The organism is Paraburkholderia sp. UCT70 (assembly GCF_050434085.1).
GTDB lineage: Bacteria > Pseudomonadota > Gammaproteobacteria > Burkholderiales > Burkholderiaceae > Paraburkholderia > Paraburkholderia tuberum.
Genome location: NZ_JBNPVZ010000003.1, coordinates 1,024,431 through 1,044,442, shown reverse-complemented (window position 1 = coordinate 1,044,442; position 20,012 = coordinate 1,024,431). Strand labels below are relative to the sequence as shown.

Here is a 20,012-nt window from a genome sequence, read left to right as displayed (position 1 = left end):
TCGTGCGTCAATGAACAATGATGCCGTGCCCGATGACGATCGAGGTCACGCCGTCGCAGCGAATAGGTAGCATGGGAGGTACCACAGTCCCCGCATAGGGGCACCTATCAAAGCCGAATATGGGAGCGGCACTGTGTCCGAAGCAGAAGGGACTCCGCGATCAAGGCGAGCAAGGGGGCGTGTCACGCAAAGTGACCTCGCCGCGCTAATCGGCGTCACCAAAATGACAGTCTCACGGGCGCTGGCAAACCCCAATCTTGTATCGAAAAAGACTCTCGATCGGGTGAAAGAAGCGGTTTTGCAGACTGGCTACGCACCGGATCTTGTTGCCGGTGCCTTGGCCTCAAACCGTAGCCGCCTGATAGTCGCTTTAATCCCGTCGACGGCTAACGGAGTCCTTCGGCAAACGTTACCAATTTTGAGCGAACAATTGTTCGCTGCTGGATGTCAGCTGATGACGGCGCGATGGGATTCCGTTCAGGCAGAAGACAGTGCAGCAATTGACGCTATTTTAGGTCGTCGTCCGGCGGCGATCGTTCTGGCCGGGGTGGTTCGCACCGGCTTGACGAGAAAGAAGCTTCTCTCAGCGGGGATTCCCATTGTCGAAATGTGGGACACGACGAAGTCTCCTATCGACATGTTGGTGGGCTTCTCTCACGCTGCTGTTGGAAAAGCTGCGGCAAGGTACTTGCGGAGATTGGGTTGCGCTTATCCCGCAGTTGTGACGACGGGCGACAATTGGGCGCAAAAACGTACTCAGGCTTTCATCAAGTCGATTGTCGGCACTCGACCAGTACGTTTTGTAGTTGTGGATGCAACGGCGACTTTAGGTCAAGTTGGCAATTCCTTGTCGATACTTTTGGAAAACGAACCCAACATCGACTCGCTTTTTTGCGCCGACGATTTCGCTGCGATCGGTACGTTGCTGGCTGCTAAGACGTGGCATTCGAAAGGTAAGCCAACGCTTCGGCTGATTGCGTTCAGTGATCAAAACCTCGTCGACGGCTTGGATTTTCCAGTAACCACATTGCAGCTTGACGGTAGAAAAATTGGAGCCTTGGTTGCGCAGATTCTTATTGAGCAGTTGAATTTCGGCGACGTGACGCGAAGGCGGCTCAACGTGGACTTTACGACTGTGGAAGGGACCGCATAAAGCGGCCCTGTCGCCGATACACCGGGCGCGCGTCGTCATCACCGTGTATATCATCTCACTGCTCCCGAAATGGAAAGGGACGCAAGACGCGACGAGCGAACCATCGAGCTTTTCCGAGGCGCACTAGACGTTCCCCATTGCTGCAAAACCTTAAGACGTCGTTATTGCACCCTCTCTTCTAGGGTTTCCAATAATTTCGCGCGGTCACCGTTCTTGGTAAAGTCAATGTGACCGGTCACATTGATGCGCGGAAAGTGACGACTAGTAAAAGCGACAGCGCATCTAGTCCCAGTCGTTGGGTGCGCCGGATCAAGTGAAGTGTGAAGGGCACGGAAGAAAGCAGTCGCCCTGTACCCATATACGTTAGGCGTACCAAGCATAAATCAGAAAATATCGAAAAGACGTGATGATCCAAGGAGACGAAAGGTGAAAAAGATTACTGTTGCAGCGGTCGCCGCTTTTTGCGTAAGTGCAGTACATGCGCAAAGCAGCATCACGATGTATGGTCGACTTGATACCGGCATCGAGTATTTTACTGGCATACCCTCGACGACTGGAGGCTCCAAGTCCCGCTGGAGTGTTGAGAGCAACGACTGGGGAGTGAGCTATTGGGGCTTGATGGGATCGGAAGACCTCGGTGGTGGAACGCAAGCGACTTTCCATCTCGACACTGTGTTCAACGTCGCGAATGGAAATACTGTTGAGCCGGGCGCGATGTGGACTCGATTCGCAACTGTAGGTTTCACTAACCTGAAATACGGTTCGTTCTATTTTGGGAAGTCGCCCTTTATCTCGAATGAAGTATGGGAGTACGATCCACTTCAGCAAACCATTTGGTCGTCCGGCTCCCTCGTGCGTGCCCGAAGCTTGCCTGTGTCGATCAATAACATCGGGTATCGGTCGTCGAAGATCGGTGGGTTCGAATTCTATGGTCAGTATTCGCTGTCAAACGCGACTAACTGGAACGGCAATGGCACGACCGCGCAGGGGCGACAGGCAGGCGTGGCATTGTCTTATTCGTCGGCGCTCTTTCAGGTAAAGGGGATCTACGACGAGATTCGCGATCCGGCAAACGGAAAGTTTGACGACGTCTTCGCGCACTCGCGTGAATACTCCATCGCTACCAACGTATTCCTCGGCCCAGTCAAGCTATCGGCGGCGTATCAGACGTCCTCTGCGCCCGAGGCAGTCCCGGGCGCTCCAACTTTCACTCAGCATGGATGGGCTGGCGCAACGTGGCATATAACGCCAGCAGCAGCTCTCATCGCGGTCGCCTATCACATCAACGCCAACCAGGGCGCGGGCAACGCAACGATCTATACGGTCGGAGGATCTTATTCGTTGTCAAAGCGGACACTGCTGGACTTTCAAGCGGCAACAGTCCGCAATAGCAGCACGGGCAGGTTCAGTCTAGAGCCGCTCCCGGCTAACGACCCTGGCAACCCGCTCCCAGGTCACTCGCAGTCAGGGGTTTATGCCGGCATTCAACACCAGTTCTAAACAGCCGAACCGTTGCGTCCCGGCGTGGAAGAATCTGCTTACTTGCCTGACCAGACTGGACCAAGAGTAAGCTGTCCACTATCGACGTCTATCCCGCGGCACTCTGAAGGAGGAGCACAGGCGTCCACCTATTGGTGGACACCTATGGCTGACAATGACTCAGGGTTGAGAGCAGTTCGGTAAAGCAGGGAGAGCCCCGTCGCTGCCATGATGAAAATGGCAAGCGAGCATTGTTATAGGCGGCGGTACGCCCGGTCCAACCGCCACAAGTGGTGATATTCTCAAGTCGTACCCTCTGTTCTGGCGCTCTTTGTGGATTTGGTGGGCCGACTCATCAAGCGAGCTATGGACAGCTCGATGTTTATCACTCGCTTGGGACTATTGTTCCACCGACAAAGGTTCGGTCAACCATTGGAGCCGTCCTCAGCATCGAGTTGACCTTGTTGAATCGATGCATGGCAAGCCGGTATAGGGCTGTCGCGTACTTCCCCTAGAACAGGCAGTACAATTCGCGACGGCATTTCGCTTTTCGAACCAGCGGTTCTCATCGTCATTGGCCGCGGTGGCGTTGTATTGCAATTGCGTGGCTGCTTGGTCCGAAGTGCCGATACTGTATATGCACAGCATCACTACTGTCTTTCGGAGACAACATGCGTTCTCAAGTCGGCTTCGTCGACGGGGCCCCGTCGGCGAATCGCGCAGGCGTGCTCGAACAAAGCACGACAGAAGCGCTCAGTCAGGCCGGACTCGGCGCGCGCATGCAGGCCGAAGGCCTGCTGCATCATGGCTTCGAGCTCGAATTTGACGGTCAACGCCGTCGCATCGCGCCGACCGAATTGACTGGGCACTCGATCACGGGCTATGCGCAGCACGAAGTCGTCAAGGATCTCGTTGTGGCGAGACTCGCGGCAGTCGATGCACCGAAGTTCAAGCGGTCGAACGTGTCGCTGCACGACTTCCCGCACTAATTGCTGTATCGTGTCTCCCGGCTCGCGACGCGGCGTGATCAGCGCCCGCGCCCTCGCGCGAAGTCGTCGTTTCCGCTGAATGCTTGTGCCCGGCTTGCATCACCGTTCCATTCATCGGTTTTTCCGCATGAACTCACTGCTGTAACGGACGTCCCGTGCTGGGACTGCATACTTAAGACAATTGGAGAAAGTTGAAATGAAAACATTCTCGGCAATGAAGGTGATCGGCGGCGCGCTGATCGTTCTCACTTCCCTCAATGCTTACGCACAAGACAAGGAGTCGGCGGCGTCGCCTGCCGCTGCCGCGCCGACGGCGAAGCAGATCAAGCAGGCTAACCGTGCGTTGCAACGCAAGGTGCGCGCCACGCTGGCGAAGACGAAGGGCCTAAGCGTCGCGAACATCGTCGTGGGCGCGCGCGACGGCGACATCACGCTGGCCGGATCGGTGCCGGACGCGTCGCAAATCGACCGTGCGACGCAAGCCGCGCAAGGTGTGCCGGGCGTGAAGTCGGTAAAGAACGCGCTGACCATTCGTGCCGAAGGCGGTTAGTAGTCGGTCGTTTCGATGGAGCAAAGGCAGCGCCAGTGTCCGGTTCCGCGAAACTGGCGCTTGAACGGTGGAGGCATGTGGGTCGCCCGTAGGTAGCGTATGCGTTGTTTCCGGATCACGGATCAAATTTCTTGATCAACATCTTTCGGACAGTGTCACGGATCGGCGTAATCGAGCCGGTGATGATCGGCATAATGAGGCCACCAGAAGTGGCCCCGAAACGCGATTTCGAAGGGACTCAAGAATGCGGTTTTTTGCCAGATTTTGCAACGGCGTTTTCGCTGTTTTCAGGCATTGGTTTGGGCTTGCGGAAGCTGTCGCCTTCGATCACCACGCGATAGGCGCCGTGGCGTAGCCGGTCAAGCGTGGCGGCGCCGAGGATACGGTTGTCGGGGAACGCGTCGCCCCATTCGCTGAAGTCGAGATTTGAAGTCAAGACTGACGCCGCGCGCTCGTACCTGGCGGCAATCAGATCGTGGAAGTCTTCGTCGTGGGGCGGATGCAGGGGTTTGAGCGCGAAGTCATCGACGATCAGCAGCGGCACGCGCACGAACTGCTGGAACTTGCGTTCGTACAGGCCGGTAGCGCGCGCGGCGTGCAACTTCTTGAGCAGGTCAGTCTGCGTGATGAACAGCACGTCGCGCCCCTGGCGGGCCGCGCAGTGGCCCAGGGCCTGAGCCAGATGCGACTTGCCGACGCCCGTTTGGCCGACCATCAGAATGCAGACCTTCTCGTCGATGTAGCGGCCCGTGGCCAGATCGTGAATGTGCGCCCGATTGAGCTTGGGCAGCAGGTCAAAGTTGAAGCTCTCGAGCGTCTTGCCCAGCGCGAAGCCGGCGCGGGCGAGCCGCGCGCCGAGTTTCTTCTGGTCGCGCCGCGCAACCTCGTCGTGCAACAGCATGGCGAGGAATTCGGTGTAGGCAAGCTGCCCGTCGATGGCCTGCCGGTTGCGCTGTTCGAGCGAGTCGAGGATGCCCGAGAGGCGCAGTTGCTTGAGGATGGAATTCAGTTCTGGACTCGGATTCATGATGTTCAATGCAGCAGGATAGATTGGAGGTCGCGGCCGAAGCGGCCGCCGTTCAGATAGGTGTCGGCGGGTGCCGGCGTTTGCGCCGGGGCCGCCGCAGGCTGGCTGTCCAGCCCCTTGTCGAGAATGGTCTTGATGGTGCGGTACTTCGGGCTGGCGAACGTGAGCGCGCGTTCGCAGGCGGCATTCAGTCGTGCATCGCCGTACTTCTCGCGCATACGCACGATGCCCTGCGCGCCGCGCAGGTTCACGAGCACCGTATCGTTGAACAGCGCGAGAATCACCGCGTGGCAGGCTGGCCCGATCTCCTTTGCCCGGGCCAGACACCACTGCGGGTTGTGCTCAAGCCAGGCCTGTGCTTCAGGTGGCTGGTGGTCCCGTACCGTCGAGCGATCGCCGGGCTTGCGCTTGCGCACGTGTGTTGCGACGAGTTCATGCCGGTGGAACACCTGCACCACTGTGTCGGTCGCCTTCAGCCACAATTGCTTGCCCACCAGCGTGAACGGCACGGAATACAACACCTTCCTGTAGACGACGTGTCCATCCGTATGCACCTTGACCTCGCTCCACACGGCGAGCACCGGCGGCACATCGGGCAGCGGCGTGAGCAGCGGGCGCTCGATCGTAAATCGCGTCAATGGCTGTTCACGTGTCGTGCCGTGATCGCGCACACCGGCCTGCTGCATCACCCAGTCGCGCAACTGCCGGTTGGCATCGGCGAGATCGCGGAACTCGCGCAGCGGCACGAAGGATCGTTTGACGTATTTGACGCCCGATTCAACGATTCCCTTTTTTTGCGGGTCACGTGGCGGACATGCGTCGATCCGGAAACCGTATGCTTCGGCAGCCGAAGCATACGAGCGCTGCACCTCGGGATCGTACGTGCAGGCCTTGATGATCGCGCACTTCGCGTTGTCGATGATGACGCGGCCTGGACAACCACCGAACCATTCGAACGCACGCCGGTGGCAGGCCAGCCATGTCTCGACCGTCTGGTCCAGTACGATCTCGGCGTACTGATGCCGCGACCAGCACAGGGTCATGACGAAGAACCACGTCTTGAGCGGGATGCCGGACTCGTGCGTGAGCGCTGGCCCCGAGCCGAAGTCCACCTGCACGGCGTCAGCTGGCGCCCACTCAAGAATCGTCGTTGCGGTGACGCCGCGCTCGGCCTTCAAGTGCAGCAGGAAGCGGCGCACTGCCGAATAGCTGCCGGTGTAACCGTGGTTGCGTTGCAGCGCACTGAAGATCGTAGTGCCTTGTACGTCGGCGTCGAACCAGCCGCGCAACAGATCGCGAAACGGCTCGAGTGTGGAGATGCGGCTACGCGGCACCTTCGGGTCACGGCCGAAGATGCCCGCGAGCTCGGCATCGTCTGGCAAGGGCCTGCCCGGGTCGAGCCAGCCGTGGGTGAGCGCGACCTGCCGTACGGTCTTCAGCTTGCTGCGCCCCATCAGGCGCGCGCCGGCAATGTCGCGGTCGGAATCGCCCTGACGCATACGCGCCAGAACCTGTCGATACTCAAACACTTCGAACCTCCTGTTACTCATCGGCCCTCCGGGCAAAGAATCCGAAGGTACCGGGTTACGGAAATTCGAAATGCGTTTCGGGCTGCAGCCCGACATAACAACGAGCCGGTCAAGTGGCCCGATTACGCCGATCCTGAGGTGGCTCCTATACGCCGATCATCGAGTGGCTCCAATACGCCGATCCTGCACTGGCTCGATTACGGCGATCATCTGGTGGCTCGATTACGCCGATCCCGAAATGGCCTCATTACGCCGATCCGTGACAGACAGCTTGTGTTTGTTTTGATAGTCGTGTAGAAAGTGCCCGCGCCACCGGTCAATCACAGCTTGATCCTGTCGCGTGCGTCTTTCGCCATGATTTGCTCCTTAGGACTTCACCGCGTGCGGCCTAACTGCACGCACAGCGTTTATACCGCTGTTGTCGATCCGACCACCAGTCTAGAGCTGCAACGGATCTTGCTTAGCCCTGCGATGGGCGCAAGCTTTTGGCTGCCCGCAAAATGTATCCTCGGCGTTAGGCGGCGTTACACGGCGTTGCCCGTTCAATCGAAAAGGGTGGGCCCTGGGGCACGAATGGAATTGAATGCCCGCTCGATATGATTTCGAACGGTACGATCCGCACACAAGTCAGGCAACTGGTTGATCGAAAAAAAAGCGTCCCCGACTTCTGGTCCTGGTCGAGGGTTCGCGAAATCCGCCCGGTTACAGAGAAAATAGAGCTTATAAAAAATCCCGAGGATCTGGATTAAAAGGTCCTTTTGCCCGATGTCGCATGCTGTAGAGATTCGTTGCCACCACCTTAACGCAGGCTTCTTCAAGAAACTCTTTCTGCACGTTTTCTGCGGCCGATAGTCCTATCTCCGCAAACCCTCCAGGCGAAGCCCACCGGCCGGTGGATCTCTCTCTCACCAGAAGGACACGATCGTCCTCGATTAACGCGCCTCGAACGTCGATCACGGGGTATCCGTCCTGGCTCTGTTGCAGTAAGGCGTTCCGCTATGATGTGCGGAAAGACACTAAACTGAAAGCTCGATGAAGACGTTAAATCCGGCGGTGGCCCGAGTGCTCAAACGCCTGCATTATCCACTCGACTTGATTCTGACTTGCGTGCGCTGGTACGTGGCCTATCCGCTGAGCCTGCGGAACCTCGAAGACATGATGGCTGAGCGCGGTGTTTCGGTCGATCATTCGACTGTGCACCGCTGGGCCATCAAGCTGTTGCCGGTGCTGGAGAAAGCGTTTCGCCTCCGCAAGCGGCCGGTCGGCAAGAGCTGGCGCATGGACGAGAGTGTGTCACGAACACAAGCGAAAGCTTGTGGTGCTGTACTGAAGATGGGAGTAGGCCTCCCGAAGCCGGCTTGCAGGAGCAGGCTTCAAACCGCCCGGTGCTGCTGCGTTCAAAAGGCGTGGTGGTGAGCGACCGTGGAAAAGTCATCCATAAGGATGGCAGGTATGTGTTGAGAAGATGAGCGAAAGCAAACCGTTCGATGATGCGTCGTTAATTCGTTAAGGTGCTGTCAAAACTGGGGTCATTTCGTCGCTCCAGGATCAGTCAGGACGAGACCTGCTTACGGACCTGGCGGCAGCCGGCGTAGAGGCGGCATGAGCTCAATACAGGCTTCGGTATGGAACGTGAGAACCTTGTTGCGGATGGAAAGGGAAATGACATCGCGCCAGGAAAAGCCTGGGAAAGGGGAAAGTGAAAACGGAAACCTTTCATTGGAATCCAGAGGGTTCGACTCCCTCCCGGCAAAGGCTAGCCACCAGCCCGGAAGCAAGTCTTGCATGGGGTACGGTAACGTACTTCGTGAAGCGTAGATAGCAGATGCTGAAGCCGCGTGATTGAGTCTCGAAATACCTTTGTTGCTGGTGTCTTCGTCTTTGTTATAGCGAGGGCATTACTGTGCTGACCGTTACGGGTCGTCTCAAGATTCGGAAATTTGCGCACGTTAAGCTTTTTCGGACTGTGGCGGTTCGAATGGCGTTGGTCAACCCATTTGAGACGCTCAGAAAAGGTCTCCGAACGTCCGAACCAGGAGGCGGGCAACAAGTGACGTTCGCGGATGACACCGCCCGAGCTCAGGCAGCAGATTGTAGAAGCCCCCTGCCTATCCAGGTCCACAGAGGCCGGGTTGAATGTTTCATGCGCCTCCTTCCGTGAGCGGTTCAGCGAATTGAGATAGTCTTGCCGGCAATCCGGACCACGCCGCATGCAGCTCACGCGCCAACCGCCCGACCAATTCCGGCGTCGGCAATACGTCCCTGATAGCGCCCGCCCCCTGGCCGGCCGACCAGATGTCCTTCCACGCCCGGGCCTCATGATTGAGTTCTCCTCCAATGTCGACCGCGAGCTTTTCCGGCAGGCTCTTTGGGTCGAGGCCGCAGGCGCTGAGGGACGCATTCAGGAAATTCGCAGGAATGCCGGAGATGGCGGGTGTATAGATGACATCGTCGGATTGGCTGGCGATGATCATCTGCCGGTATTCGGCGACGGCTCGACTCTCACTGGTATTGATAAATCGTGTACCCATGTAGGCAAAGTCCGCGCCCATCAGCAGCTCCGCCGCAACGTCGCGACCGGTGGAGAGGCAACCCGACAGGACGATAGTGCCGCCGAAGAACTGACACACTTCGTGCACGAAGGCAAAGGGATTTCGGGTTCCGGCATGGCCACCCGCGCCAGCGCAGACGAGGATCAGACCGTCCACGCCTCTTTCGGCAGCCTTCCTCGCGTGCGCGATGGTGGTGACATCGTGAAACACCAACCCTCCGTAGGCATGCACTGCATCGATTACTTCTCGCGCAGTGCCCAGCGAGGTGACCACCAGTGGTACCTGGTGTCGCACGGTAACGTCGAGATCCGCACTCAGCCGCGGGTTGGTCTTATGGACGATCAGATTGACGCCGAATGCCGCGTCATTGGGACCCAGTCCGGACTGGATCGTGTCCAGCCATTGTGCGTACCCCTCGGTGGTACGCTGGTTCAGCGCAGGAAAGGTGCCGATGGCTCCGGCCCTGCAGGTCGCCATGACGAGTTCCGGACCGGATACCAGAAACATCGGCGCGGCGATAACGGGCAACTTCAGGTTCTTTCCCAGCAAGGCAGGAATTGTCATTGCGGGACTCCGTGACTTCGTTCGATTGATAGAAATGGCTAGGGCGTTACCGACAGCAGCACTTTCCTGTCGGTTCGTCTGTTCGCTAAAGCTGAAGAACGGTGCGGCACACCCGGTCGAAGTTGGGTTTTTGTCTCTCGACGAATGCCGTCACCCCTTCGACGAAACTGGGCTCATCTGCGCAATCGATCCATTTGCGCTGTTCGTCACCGGGATGCGCCGTCGGACTGATGTCGTGGGCAGAGCGGTATCGCTTTGCTGCAAGCCTGGCAGCGGTCCGAACTGACTTATGAGGAGCACTTACTGGCCGAATACGCGTTTGAGTGTCAGGTTGTTTTTCACGGTTGTCACGCCCGGCACGGCTTGGGCAACCCCGGCCGCCCTGTCGATCTGCGCTGCATCGGACACCGTGCCAAACAACGTCACCGCGCCACCTTTCGCACGGACACTGATGTTTGAAGCACTGATCTCCTTGTCCTTCATGAGCGCAGCGCGTACCTTCCTGCTGAGCGCGCGATCACCCTGTCTGGAACTCGTCGAAGCGCCGCTGCCCGGCGTCGCGGTGGAGGATGCGGCTGGCGCGCTGCCCGGTTCGCCAGGCTGTGACCATGCGTTGATGGATGTCGTAACGATCAATGCGCCGACTGCCAGCTTGAGCATGCTGATTACCTTCATTGCTTTCTCCAGTCTTCTTGACTCTTGTGGGATCCCGGTCGGAATCGCTGTTCTGCTACCGCGTGGCGAGCCGGCACGCTTCACCGGCCAGAGGTCTTCATTGCGAGCCCAATAAGGAGGATCCCTAGAAGTAGTGGCGTATCCCGAGCATGACCGCCGTCGTCCCGAGGCCCGGCGCGACGGGCTGGCCGTACGTAATCGTCTGCGTCATATCTCCGTGGTTGTTCACCCAGCCCACCTGGCCATAGAGCAAAGTGGCCTTGGACAGACTGTATTCGGCGCCTCCGGCGACCTCGAGTGACTTGTTGGTCGAGTTGTTCCTGTCCTTCAGGTAGTACACGCCACTGGTGAGCTTGAATGCCGGTGAGAACTGATAGCCGAGGCCGGCCGAATAGAGGTCGAGGTTGACCAGATTCGCGTGGGCCGGGTTCTTGCCGTTGGTATATGACGCGGAAACGGAAAAGGCGTGATACGTGTAAAGCGCGCCGAGGTAGTAGAGGCGGTTATTGGCGAGTCCGGTGGGCACCGTCGTCGGTCCGGGATTGGTGTCGTGACCGTTGTAGTAGACGGCTCTCAGATTGAGGCCATAGTTCGAGTATTTGAGCACGGCGGACTCGCGCGTGCCGCCCTGGAAGCTACCTGCCACGCCGCCGGGCGCATATTCGAGCGCTGCGGATACGCCGGCGAATGTCGGCGACTCGTAGACGATCGCATTGCTGTCGTACAGCGCGCCGATCGGTCCGTTGGTGCTGGTGCCGGCCCAGCCTGCGGCCTGGTTCATGCCCAGCCATGCCGTCAGGATGCTGCCGAAATACTGGCCCGCCCGCACGTCGGTATCGGCCATCGCGTAGGCCATCGGCACGATCTGGCGACCGAAGTTCACCGTACCGAACGGTCCCGACACGCCGACCGTCGCGAACTGGTTGAACTGCGCCACCGCGCCCGGCGTATCCGCCAGGCCGAACTTGCCGGTGCCGCTGTCGAACGACCCCTGCAGCCTGAAGTTGACGTGATAGCCACCGCCGATATCCTCGGTCCCTTTCATGCCCCAGATGCTCGAGTAGATCCCGCCGTCCTTGTAGCGATAGATCTTCCCCAGATTCTTCGCCGTCGGGCTGAACGAGGCCGCCGAGGTACTTTGATATAGCAGACCGGAATCAACGACGCCGTACAGCGTCACCGACGACTGCGCATAGGCCGGACTTCCAAGAACGGCCATCGCGGCCGCAGCTACCCATTTCAGTTTCATTGCGTCTCCAGTTTTGTAGCTTTAATCCACCCGTAACGACGTACGTTCAATACTCAACACGCCATGCCACCCGCTTCCTCAAGTCGGCAACAGATAGTCCTGAAACGCTTCGCGCAGCTGGTTCTTCAACACCTTGCCGGTAGCACCAAGCGGCATCGCATCGACAAACACGATGGCATCCGGCGTCCACCACTTCGCGATCTTCCCTTCGAAGAACCCCAGCAGTTCTTCCGCCGTCACCTGTGCATCGGGACGCTTCACGGCGACCAGCAGCGGCCGCTCATCCCACTTCATGTGCCTGGCCGCAATGCAGGCCGCGCTCGCTATCGCGGGGTGCGCGGCTGCGAGGTTCTCGATCTCGATCGAGCTGATCCATTCGCCGCCGGACTTGATCACGTCCTTGCTGCGATCGGTGATCTGCATGAAGCCGTCGGCGTCGATGGTCGCGATATCGCCGGTCGGGAACCAGCCATGCGCGTCGGCATCAATCCGCAGCGGGTTGCCACCTTCATTGCGGAAGTAGTTGCGCACCACCCATGGGCCGCGCACCAGCAGATCGCCAGCGCTCACACCGTCCCACGGCAGTTCCTGGCCGCTCTCGCCGAGGATCTTCATATCGACGCCAAACACCGCGCGCCCCTGTTTCGATTGCACGGCGCAACGGTCTTCCGGGCGCAGCGCCAGATGTTTCGATTTCATCGCGCCGATGGTCCCGAGCGGACTCAGTTCGGTCATGCCCCATGCGTGCAGGACCTCCACGCCGTACTCATCCTGGAACCTGTGAAGCATCGCGGACGGGCAGGCTGCGCCGCCAATGACGGTGCGCCTCAGGGTCGAGAATTTCCGGCCGGTCTGTTCGAGCCAGGTCAGCAGGCCTTGCCATACTGTTGGCACGCCGGCCGCAAATGTGACCTGCTCGGCTTCAATAAGCTCGTGCAGCGATTCGCCATCCAGCCCGGGACCGGGGAAAACGAGCTTGGCCCCGACCATGCACGCGACATACGGAATGCCCCACGCATTGACATGGAACATCGGCACGACCGGCAGGATCACGTCGCGCGCCGAGCAGTTCAGCGCATCCGGCAGTGCGGCAGCGAACGTGTGAAGCAGCGACGAGCGATGCGAGTAGAGGACGCCCTTCGGGTTGCCGGTGGTACCGGACGTGTAGCACAGCGTGCAGGCGGTATCCTCGTCGAAATTCGGCCACGCATAGGTGGATGAACTCCCTTCGACCAGATCTTCGTAGCACAGCAGGTTGGCAATACCGGTATCCAGCGGCATATGCGCGTGGTCGGTCATCACGATGAATGCCTTGACCGTCTTGCAGCGCCCGGCAATGGCCCTGACCAGTGGCAGGAACGTCAGATCGAAGCACAGGACCTGGTCTTCCGCATGGTCGACGATGTAGGCGATCTGGTCTACGTGCAGGCGCGGATTGATCGTATGCATCACTGCGCCCATGCCGGATATACCGTAGTACAGCTCCATGTGGCGATAGCCGTTCCAGGCGAGGGTGCCGACACGGTCAGACGGCCTGATGCCCAGACTCGTGAGCGCATTGGCCATCTGTCGCGCACGCCGGTGACAGTCGCGGAAGGTGTAGCGATGGATGTCACCCTCTACCCGCCGCGACACGATCTCCGTATCCCCATGATGGCGATCGGCATGCACGATCAGCGAGGAAATCAGCAACTGCTTTTGCAGCATCAAACCGTTCATTTCGTCCGTCCATTCTTTAATGCAAAGTCACGAGCCGACATCGCCCGCGGCAGCATTCGAGCCATTGAGCGCCTGCGGTCTTTTACCGGTCATTCGTCTGTTGCCAAAGACCGATCTCTGGAAGCGTTCACCCATACCATTCGTACAACTGATTGTTATGGCGGACCCCGAAGAGGTCGATGCAAGGATTTTTCAGGTGTGGTCGCTTCAGGTCACGCGGCGCATCGGGTCATATCACTACGCCGCCATTCGGGCTGATCACCTGACCGACCAGGTAATGATCGCCGGCGAGGTAGGTCACCGTCGAGGCGTATTCCTCCATCGTTCCCAGACGTCCGGCTGGCACCATCTGCCAGAACTGGTTGCGCTTTTCCTCACCGGCGGCCTCGAAATATTCCGTGAATTCAGGAGTGGCCACACCACCTGGCGCCATCGCGTTGACGAAGATATTGGCACCCGCCACTTCGGCCGCGACCGACTTCGTGAAGGCAACCACCGCGCCCTTGGTGGCGCTGTAGTGCGGGCTATGGGCGCTCATGGCCGAGATGCCGGCGATCGAGGCGATGTTGATGATCCTGCCGTCGCGCTGCGGATGCATCAGCCTGAGCGCTTCGCGGGTGCAGTAAAAGAGGCCGTGCACGTTAACGTCCCAGTAACGATGCCACTCCTCGTCGCTGATGCTGCTGGTGAAACCCAGCGACTGCCGCGGCACGGGCGTGGTCAGATACCCGTAATGCCGGTTGCGGCGCGCCGTATCGACGGGGGTGTTCGGCACGAGCGCGGCATTGTTGACGAGAATGTGCAGCGTGCTGAAGCGCTCGCCGATGGCGGCAAACAGACTGGCGACTTCGCTGCTGGACGACACGTCGCAGCGCAGCGCCAGACACGGAGCACCGGCCGCTTCCACCGCGGCGCGCGTTTGTTCCAGGGCCGGTATGTCGATATCGCAGATCGCGACCCGTGCACCGGCGCGGGCCAGATCAACGGCGATGGCGCCCCCCATGCCGCGGCCTGCGCCGGTGACGAGGGCGACTCGCCCTTCCAGATTCTGACGTTGGTTCTGCATTTTCATTACCTCACAGGTTGAATGGTTTCCAGTGCGGGCGCGCGGTGCCTGCGCGAGGCGCGCGCCGCGAGGGCGAAAAACAGCGCCGAACTGATCGTCATCACGTCAGTTGCGACGAGGACGCCCATCAGCGGAGCAGTGGCGCCAGCCTTGATGAAATGGTCAGCGGCCATACCGATGACCACGGTGCCGATGGCAAGGGCGAATACGTTGATCGACAGCATCGCGAAGCCCGTGACCGTCGAGCGCATGTTCTGCGGCGTCACGCCGGTAATAACCGTAATCGCCGGGCCGTAGACCGCCAGCGGCAGGAAGAATCCGGCGCACATGCCGATGTAAAACAGGGGTGACCCTGCCGGCACGAAGCGATAAGCCAGCATCAATGGCGCACAGATCACGACGAGGAGTGCCATGAAGCTGGCGTGACCGCCGCGCAGTTTGCTCGCCACACGATCGCCCATGACGCCACCCATCACCGCGCCCAGCGTGCCGAACACCAGTTGTAGCGCGCCGGTCCTGGTGGCAATGCCAGCCGCGTTCATGCCGCGCTCGTTGACGAGCCACAACTGCGAGAAGGAAAAGCTGGCAAAAACGAGGTGCACCAGTACGAAACCAACGATCACGAAGCCCAGCGCACGGTTGCTGCCGACGGTGCGCAACACCGCGAGCGCCTGGGCTACGAACGGTGCGCCGCGTTCCTGCGGTGCGAGCTGGCTACGGTCTTCCTTGAGCAGCGCCAGCGGCAAGGCAACGGCGACGCCGATGATGCCCAGGGCATAGAACGTGGTCCGCCAGCCGTGCGTGGCCCCAAAGCTGCCGGCGAGCAGGAAGCTGCAGCCGACACCTAAAGGAATCCCCATGAAGAACAGTCCCATGGCCGTGCCGCGCCGCTTCTCGGAGAACAGTTCAGCCAGCAGCGCCACCGCGGCAGGTACCAGCGCCGCTTCGCCGCTGGCAACGAAAAAGCGCGCCACGACCATCTGCTCGAAGCTCTGCGCGTGGCCGGAGGCCAGCGTGCACGCGCTCCAGATCAGCACGCCGGCGGCGATGACCCGGGTGCGGCTGAAACGATCCGCAAGGGTGCCCATCAACATCGCCATCACGCCGAAGCTCAGCACCCATACCGCGCCGACCAGAAAGCCGTATTGCGTGTTGCTGAGTGCCAGGTCTTTAATGATCTGCGGCGAGAAGCCGAGCAGCATATTGCGGTCGATGTGCGCCAGCAGGTGGATCACCAGTAGCGACGCCAGAACCGCAGAGGGGCTTTTCTTCCAGAACATCATCTGTCTCCATGCCTGAGAGGGGGTTTGTCGCTAGCGAGGCGCAACGCACTACGCTGCCGTGTTGCGCCCCGTTATCCCCGCTCAGGCGACCTTGCGTGCCGGCACGTCGCGCCGGCTGGGCGTCCGGTTAGGGACCATACGCAGGTTGTGCAGCGTCTCGTCGACCGAACTCCACTGGGTGCCGGTCTGGTAGATGCGCCGGGCATCCTCGCCGCTCGCGATGTCGCGGTTGAGCTCGCGCGCAATGCGCACCATCCGCTCGATCTGCTGCACCGAAGTCTCGCGTTCGCCATCCGGGCCGCGTAGCGTGTCCTCGATGCCGACTCTCACGTGCAGGCCCAGGGCAATGGCCATCGTGTTCATCGGCACGACATTGCGGTTATACGATTCGATCGTGAGGACGGCGCCGTCCGGCGTGCGACGGGCAAACTCGATCAGGTCGGCCGGATGTGACCACGACGAGCCGCCACCGAGCGTCACGTAATTGAGGTTCAGCGGCCCGCTATAGTCGCCCTTGCGGATCAGACGCTCGAGCGTCTCCAGTTGCGGCAGGTTCCCCAGCATGAACTGCGGCTGGATGCCGGCGGCAATCAGCCGCCTGATGTGCTCAACGTGCCAGGACGGATTGGACGGAGAGATCATGTCGCGGTAGGCCGCCTGCAGCACGGGATTCATGAACGAGGTGCCGGCGATGTCGGCCTCGGTCATCAACTCCATCACGTTCATCTGGCCGGTGTTGATCGCGACGGTGACCTGATCCGGACGCGGATTCAACTCCGCGAGCATGTGGCGCGTGTCGTCGTCGGCCCATTTGGCGGCTTCGCCTTCACTCTCGGGTGCAAACGAGATCGAGCCGCCGACCTGCAGAATCATCTTCGGTACCGCTTCGCGTAGACGCGCCAGCATCTCATTGAACATCGACAGGCGCTTGCTGCCTTTGCCGTCGGCTTCGCGGACATGCACGTGCAGGACCGTCGCGCCTGCGTTGTAGCAGTCGACGGCCTTCTGCACCTGCTCGTCCATCGTGACCGGGATATCGTCCGAATCGCCGGGGATCCATTGCGGCCCATAGGGCGCGACCTGGATCACGAGTTTTTCCTGGTTTTCAGGCAGCAGGGAGTCGTCAAGGAAATGCATGGTCTGTGTTCCTCTTTGAAAATTAATGAAGTGACGGCGCTGACGTCAGGCAACGGCCTGCGCAGCGTCGATGTTTGCCTTCTCGAAGGCGGCCAGTTCTTCCAGCAGGATCGGCGCGCCGAGACTGGAGGAATGAATGCCAAGGACGCTAACCGCCTGTAAGACCGCAGCGATTTCTTCCCTGGTGGCGCCCAGTTCGAGCGCGCGGCGGATGTGACGGCGTGTGCCCGGCGCATACATATGCGTGCAGGACGCGTCGACCGCGATGGCGAGGAACTCGAACACCTTCGGTTCCAGCACACCCGACATCACGGTGTGCATGCCCATCGCCATGAATTTCTCGGCCCAGACAGGATCGAGTTCTGCAATGGCATCCCAGGCGGGATTCCAGTTGCCGGTTGCGCGCAGTTGATCGCAGACCGGGGTCGCGCTGCGGCTCGTCTCATTGCTCATTGTTTCGCCTCCTCTCGAACTTCTCGAATTTCCGTACGCGTTGGTCATCACGCGTCTCTGGAGGCAAGTATCGGATACTGGCAAATAGCGGTTTGACAGATTGAGGCAAAAAATTTACATTTTGATGCACGAGGGAAAACCATATGTCCTATCTGCTTCGCAGTGCCGCCCTGACCAGTTACGTCGAAGTGGCCCGATCGGTGGGCCTTGATCCCTACCAGCAGTTGAGTGATGCCGGCATTGACCGTTCCGCGTTGCTGAACCCCGACATCATGATCCCGGCCGAGGCAGTGGCGCGGTTGCTGGAAACCTCCGCCCGGGCCGCTGCCGTCGAGGATTTCGCGCTGCGCATGGCCGAGACGCGCCACCTCTCCAACCTTGGCCCTCTCGGTTTTGCGATGCGGGAACAGCCGACACTGCGCAAGGCGCTCGAATCAATGGCGCACTATCTGCGCCTGCAGAACGAAGCGGTCGTGATGCGCGTCGAGGAAACGGCAGGACTCGCCATCATCCGGGAAGACCTCATGGGCGGCATGCCTGGCTCGATGCGCCAGGCAACGGAGTTGATGCTGGGCGTCATGTATCGGACGCTTGGCCTGGTGCTGGGCGCAGCGTGGAAGCCGCGCACCATCTGTCTCACGTACAGCGCTCCAGCCAGCCTCGCCATGCATACGCGTGTATTTGGCGCGCCCGTTGAGTTCAACCAGGATTTCGACGGCATCGTGTGCCTCGCAGCGGATCTCGACGCCGCGATTCCAGCTTACGATCCGGTCATGGCGCAGCAGGTGCGCCGGTATCTGGATTCGATGCTGCTTCAGTCCAACGCAACCATGTCCGACAAGGTCAGGAAACTGGTCATTGCGCTTTTGCCGTCTGGCACCTGCTCGGCCGACCGGATCGCGCAGCATCTGGGCGTGGATCGCACGACCGTGAATCGCCACCTCGCCCGTCAGGGTGACAGCTTTCTGTCGATTGTCGATGCGGTGCGGGTTGAACAGGTAATGCGGTATGTCAGTAGCGGCGACCGGCCGCTGTCTGAAGTGGCTACGCTGGTAGGATTCTCATCGTTGAGCGCGTTTTCCCGCTGGTTCAACGGCCGTTTCGGCTGCAGCGTTTCGACATGGCGCCGCAAAAATGCACAACGAAGTGCCGGGGCCCGCGATGCATCGCCTGGCTAGCCAGCGCGTTGGGTCGCTGATTCTCGTAGCAAGACGACGGGTGAAGCGGAGCGGTGAACCAGGGATCAAATCAACATCGACGAGTGTCTCGTGTCCAGCCGGAAGGGGACGACCAACAAGCCTTTTCGAGTGGCTGAAACTGGCCGACTACTGCCTGTCGGCAAGTGGTCACCCCGGAAAATCCGCGAAGAACAATCTTTTTTGGCCCGACGGTGCGAGAAATGCACGGATTGGAGTCGGCCCTGCCAGCTAGATAAGGGACGGTTGATCGCCCGCTTCGGGAGCGAGCGCGGTTCGTTCGCGCGGCGGAAGCGGGTACGGTTCCGCGTGCAAGGCGTCGGCTGGCAGCAATCGCAGGAACGATCTGGCTTCGTCCGTACTCCTGCACGAAAGCCAGTCAATGTGATCGGATTGCGGGAGCACGACGACAGCGCGCTTTTCCGCTCCGGGTTTGTGAAACCGCTTCATTAACGGATGATCGTCGGCGTTGAGCGTAAGCATCGTCATGCTCATGGCTTGCGTGCCGTCCGGGTTTTCCCACGTGCGCCATAGGCCCGCTATGGCACACGACACCTGATCAGCCAGACCGATCCGCCAGCGCACGGGCTTGCCGGTTTCATATGATGGCTTCCCCGGCGACACCCGCCCGTTCTTGCGTTGGCAACAGTTCGGGCCGTGAGTGCGGATGTATGGACGCCAGGCACGAGAGCACTCAAGCAATGACGCTATGGAGGATGGCGCGCTGGCGCGCGTCTCGAAACAGGGTCGAGGTTATTTCAAGCCGCATGCCCTTTGACGACGTGCGCTCCGCGGAGGCCTCGAGAAAGTATCGGACATTACGCCTGATCGCTTCCATATCGATTCCATAGATGTTGTAGCAGCATCTTCTGCCAGGCGGGAGTGACGCGCGCGATTTACAGGTTCCACATGGTCTCATGTATGGAGTGGGCGCTGTCTCTCGCAGTGAAAAACCTCTCCCTTTAATATTTTCATTTGATGGGGCATTGTCTGGCTTGATGAACGTATAAACACGATCTGGAAGCGATTCCGGGTAGAAGAGGAAACCGAAGCAAAAACGTGCCGAAGTGAATATATCCTGAAGATCGAAGCCTCTGAACGGGCGCGTCACGATCGTGCCGCCATATTCGAAGTACAGTTCTTCCCTGAAATGTATTGCGAACGCGCCTGAAGCGGCCACGATCTGATTACGCTCCAAAAACAGAAAGATGGCGCCAAGATCGACGGCATTGGCAACTTCACGCGCGCTGCGCCGAAGGATATTAGGATCGCTTTCCCGTTCGTAGAACGCAACAATGCCTGGAATGTCGCTGTGTTCTGCGCGTCGCAATGTGATGTCCATCATATGCGCTTTGTTGCGCCCTCCGCAATGTAATATTGGATCAGCCTTG

General features: G+C 59.6%; 18 protein-coding genes and 2 pseudogenes. 7 read left to right on the top strand and 13 right to left on the bottom strand.

Annotated elements, in window-relative coordinates; genetic code table 11:
* Positions 1-133 precede the first annotated feature (133 nt).
* The 4 genes and pseudogenes from OKW41_RS22750 to OKW41_RS22735 all read left to right on the top strand — a co-directional run bounded on the left by OKW41_RS22750 (position 134) and on the right by OKW41_RS22735 (position 4,171).
* On the top strand, positions 134-1,153 hold the full coding sequence (locus OKW41_RS22750) for a LacI family DNA-binding transcriptional regulator (RefSeq protein WP_429574031.1): 1,020 nt from the start codon (positions 134-136) through the stop codon (positions 1,151-1,153).
* A 426-nt stretch (positions 1,154-1,579) separates the two neighbouring features.
* The gene (locus OKW41_RS22745; protein WP_429574030.1) at positions 1,580-2,653 is read left to right on the top strand and encodes a porin; all 1,074 of its coding nucleotides are present in this window, start codon (positions 1,580-1,582) and stop codon (positions 2,651-2,653) included.
* 686 nt (positions 2,654-3,339) lie between these two features.
* Positions 3,340-3,609, top strand: a pseudogene (locus tag OKW41_RS22740) (FAD-dependent monooxygenase); the annotation flags it as partial.
* Positions 3,610-3,817: 208 nt separating this feature from the next.
* On the top strand, positions 3,818-4,171 hold the full coding sequence (locus tag OKW41_RS22735) for a BON domain-containing protein (RefSeq protein ID WP_429574029.1): 354 nt from the start codon (positions 3,818-3,820) through the stop codon (positions 4,169-4,171).
* A gap of 238 nt (positions 4,172-4,409) precedes the next feature.
* Here the strand turns inward: OKW41_RS22735 and istB are convergent, their stop codons facing one another.
* The 3 genes from istB to OKW41_RS22720 all read right to left on the bottom strand — a co-directional run bounded on the left by istB (position 4,410) and on the right by OKW41_RS22720 (position 7,684).
* Complete coding sequence (gene istB, locus OKW41_RS22730; protein ID WP_429571136.1) at positions 4,410-5,198, bottom strand: IS21-like element helper ATPase IstB; 789 nt, start codon at positions 5,196-5,198, stop codon at positions 4,410-4,412.
* A gap of 5 nt (positions 5,199-5,203) precedes the next feature.
* Positions 5,204-6,727, bottom strand: a complete 1,524-nt coding sequence (gene istA, locus OKW41_RS22725; RefSeq protein WP_429571429.1) for an IS21 family transposase — start codon at positions 6,725-6,727, stop codon at positions 5,204-5,206.
* Positions 6,728-7,447: 720 nt separating this feature from the next.
* Positions 7,448-7,684 (bottom strand): NUDIX domain-containing protein, encoded by a 237-nt coding sequence (locus tag OKW41_RS22720; RefSeq protein ID WP_429574028.1) that lies wholly within the window; start codon positions 7,682-7,684, stop codon positions 7,448-7,450.
* A 75-nt stretch (positions 7,685-7,759) separates the two neighbouring features.
* Between OKW41_RS22720 and OKW41_RS22715 the strand changes: the two are divergent.
* A pseudogene (locus OKW41_RS22715) lies at positions 7,760-8,032 on the top strand (IS6 family transposase); the annotation flags it as partial.
* Between the two features lie 836 nt (positions 8,033-8,868).
* On the opposite strand, the gene OKW41_RS22710 reads toward OKW41_RS22715, so the two are convergent.
* Together OKW41_RS22710 and OKW41_RS22705 are read right to left on the bottom strand one after the other, a co-directional pair.
* Positions 8,869-9,843: an NAD(P)H-dependent flavin oxidoreductase gene (locus OKW41_RS22710; RefSeq protein ID WP_429574027.1), complete on the bottom strand. Its 975-nt coding sequence runs from the start codon at positions 9,841-9,843 to the stop codon at positions 8,869-8,871.
* A gap of 300 nt (positions 9,844-10,143) precedes the next feature.
* Positions 10,144-10,326: a BON domain-containing protein gene (locus OKW41_RS22705; protein WP_429574026.1), complete on the bottom strand. Its 183-nt coding sequence runs from the start codon at positions 10,324-10,326 to the stop codon at positions 10,144-10,146.
* Here OKW41_RS22705 and OKW41_RS22700 point away from each other — a divergent pair.
* Complete coding sequence (locus tag OKW41_RS22700; RefSeq protein ID WP_429574025.1) at positions 10,316-10,633, top strand: hypothetical protein; 318 nt, start codon at positions 10,316-10,318, stop codon at positions 10,631-10,633. The two genes, OKW41_RS22705 and OKW41_RS22700, sit on opposite strands and share 11 nt — an antisense overlap.
* A 9-nt stretch (positions 10,634-10,642) precedes the next feature.
* Here OKW41_RS22700 and OKW41_RS22695 read toward each other — a convergent pair whose 3' ends face one another.
* The 6 genes from OKW41_RS22695 to OKW41_RS22670 form a co-directional block, all read right to left on the bottom strand.
* Positions 10,643-11,767 carry a porin gene (locus OKW41_RS22695; RefSeq protein ID WP_429574024.1) on the bottom strand — a complete coding sequence of 375 codons (1,125 nt, stop codon included), beginning with the start codon at positions 11,765-11,767 and terminating at the stop codon, positions 10,643-10,645.
* 78 nt (positions 11,768-11,845) lie between these two features.
* Positions 11,846-13,486 carry a 3-(methylthio)propionyl-CoA ligase gene (locus tag OKW41_RS22690; protein WP_429574023.1) on the bottom strand — a complete coding sequence of 547 codons (1,641 nt, stop codon included), beginning with the start codon at positions 13,484-13,486 and terminating at the stop codon, positions 11,846-11,848.
* Positions 13,487-13,715: 229 nt separating this feature from the next.
* Positions 13,716-14,552 carry an SDR family NAD(P)-dependent oxidoreductase gene (locus OKW41_RS22685; protein ID WP_429574022.1) on the bottom strand — a complete coding sequence of 279 codons (837 nt, stop codon included), beginning with the start codon at positions 14,550-14,552 and terminating at the stop codon, positions 13,716-13,718.
* 5 nt (positions 14,553-14,557) lie between these two features.
* The gene (locus OKW41_RS22680; protein ID WP_429574021.1) at positions 14,558-15,835 is read right to left on the bottom strand and encodes an MFS transporter; all 1,278 of its coding nucleotides are present in this window, start codon (positions 15,833-15,835) and stop codon (positions 14,558-14,560) included.
* A gap of 81 nt (positions 15,836-15,916) precedes the next feature.
* Positions 15,917-16,972 carry a 3-keto-5-aminohexanoate cleavage protein gene (locus OKW41_RS22675; protein ID WP_429574020.1) on the bottom strand — a complete coding sequence of 352 codons (1,056 nt, stop codon included), beginning with the start codon at positions 16,970-16,972 and terminating at the stop codon, positions 15,917-15,919.
* Positions 16,973-17,017: 45 nt separating this feature from the next.
* Positions 17,018-17,425: a carboxymuconolactone decarboxylase family protein gene (locus tag OKW41_RS22670; protein ID WP_429574019.1), complete on the bottom strand. Its 408-nt coding sequence runs from the start codon at positions 17,423-17,425 to the stop codon at positions 17,018-17,020.
* Between the two features lie 143 nt (positions 17,426-17,568).
* On the opposite strand from OKW41_RS22670, the gene OKW41_RS22665 reads away from it, so the two are divergent.
* Complete coding sequence (locus OKW41_RS22665; RefSeq protein ID WP_429574018.1) at positions 17,569-18,603, top strand: AraC family transcriptional regulator; 1,035 nt, start codon at positions 17,569-17,571, stop codon at positions 18,601-18,603.
* Between the two features lie 249 nt (positions 18,604-18,852).
* On the opposite strand, the gene OKW41_RS22660 is transcribed toward OKW41_RS22665, so the two are convergent.
* Entirely contained in the window at positions 18,853-19,206 is a 354-nt protein-coding gene (locus tag OKW41_RS22660) for an SOS response-associated peptidase family protein (RefSeq protein ID WP_429574017.1), read from the bottom strand.
* Positions 19,207-19,315: 109 nt separating this feature from the next.
* Positions 19,316-19,966, bottom strand: coding sequence for a hypothetical protein (locus OKW41_RS22655; RefSeq protein ID WP_429574016.1), 651 nt, complete (start codon positions 19,964-19,966; stop codon positions 19,316-19,318).
* Positions 19,967-20,012 lie beyond the last annotated feature (46 nt).